Origin of the sequence: Halomonas sp. MMSF_3323 (assembly GCF_030733595.1) — a bacterium.
Lineage (GTDB): Bacteria > Pseudomonadota > Gammaproteobacteria > Pseudomonadales > Halomonadaceae > Halomonas > Halomonas litopenaei.
Genome location: NZ_JASHIT010000088.1, coordinates 1 through 1,256, shown reverse-complemented (window position 1 = coordinate 1,256; position 1,256 = coordinate 1). Strand labels below are relative to the sequence as shown.

General features: G+C 51.7%; 1 rRNA gene. It reads right to left on the bottom strand.

The window, feature by feature from the left end:
• Window positions 1-1,154, bottom strand: a 23S ribosomal RNA gene (locus tag RBB39_RS22690); the annotation flags it as partial.
• Between the last annotated feature and the right edge of the window lie 102 nt (window positions 1,155-1,256).

Here is a 1,256-nt window from a genome sequence, read left to right as displayed (position 1 = left end):
ACCCGTAGCTTCGGTACCTGGTTTGAGCCCCGTTACATCTTCCGCGCAGGCCGACTCGACTAGTGAGCTATTACGCTTTCTTTAAAGGATGGCTGCTTCTAAGCCAACCTCCTAGCTGTCTAAGCCTTCCCACATCGTTTCCCACTTAACCAGGATTTCGGGACCTTAGCTGACGGTCTGGGTTGTTTCCCTTTTCACAACGGACGTTAGCACCCGCTGTGTGTCTCCCACGCTTGCACTCACCGGTATTCGGAGTTTGCCTCGGGTTGGTAAGTCGGGATGACCCCCTAGCCGAAACAGTGCTCTACCCCCGGCGGTGATACGTGAGGCGCTACCTAAATAGCTTTCGAGGAGAACCAGCTATCTCCGGGCTTGATTAGCCTTTCACTCCGATCCACAAGTCATCCAAATCTTTTTCAACAGATCCTGGTTCGGTCCTCCAGTTGATGTTACTCAACCTTCAACCTGCTCATGGATAGATCGCCCGGTTTCGGGTCTATTTCCAGCGACTGGTCGCCCAGTTAAGACTCGATTTCTCTACGCCTCCCCTATACGGTTAAGCTCGCCACTGAAAATAAGTCGCTGACCCATTATACAAAAGGTACGCGGTCACCAAACAAGTTGGCTCCCACTGCTTGTACGCATACGGTTTCAGGATCTATTTCACTCCCCTCTCCGGGGTTCTTTTCGCCTTTCCCTCACGGTACTGGTTCACTATCGGTCAGTCAGGAGTATTTAGCCTTGGAGGATGGTCCCCCCGTCTTCAGTCAAGGTTTCACGTGCCTCGACCTACTCGATTTCACAACACTCAGGTTTCGGTTACGGGGCTATCACCCACTATGGCCAGACTTCCCAGTCTGTTCACCTACCAGTTGTGTTGCTTAAGGGCTGGTCCCCGTTCGCTCGCCGCTACTAGGGGAATCTCGGTTGATTTCTTTTCCTCGGGGTACTTAGATGTTTCAGTTCCCCCGGTTCGCCTCTCATGTCTATATATTCAACATGAGATACCCAAGTTACCTTGGGTGGGTTTCCCCATTCAGAGATGTCCGGGTCGCAGGTCGTTTGCCACCTCGCCGAACCTTATCGCAGGCTTCCACGTCTTTCATCGCCTCTGACTGCCTAGGCATCCACCGTATGCGCTTCATCGCTTGACCATATAACCCCAAAGGGTCTGTCAATCGATGATGTCACGACAATTGCCGGATACGCTTGAAACGTATCTTACTTTGTCAGCATGATATACATTGTTAAAGAGC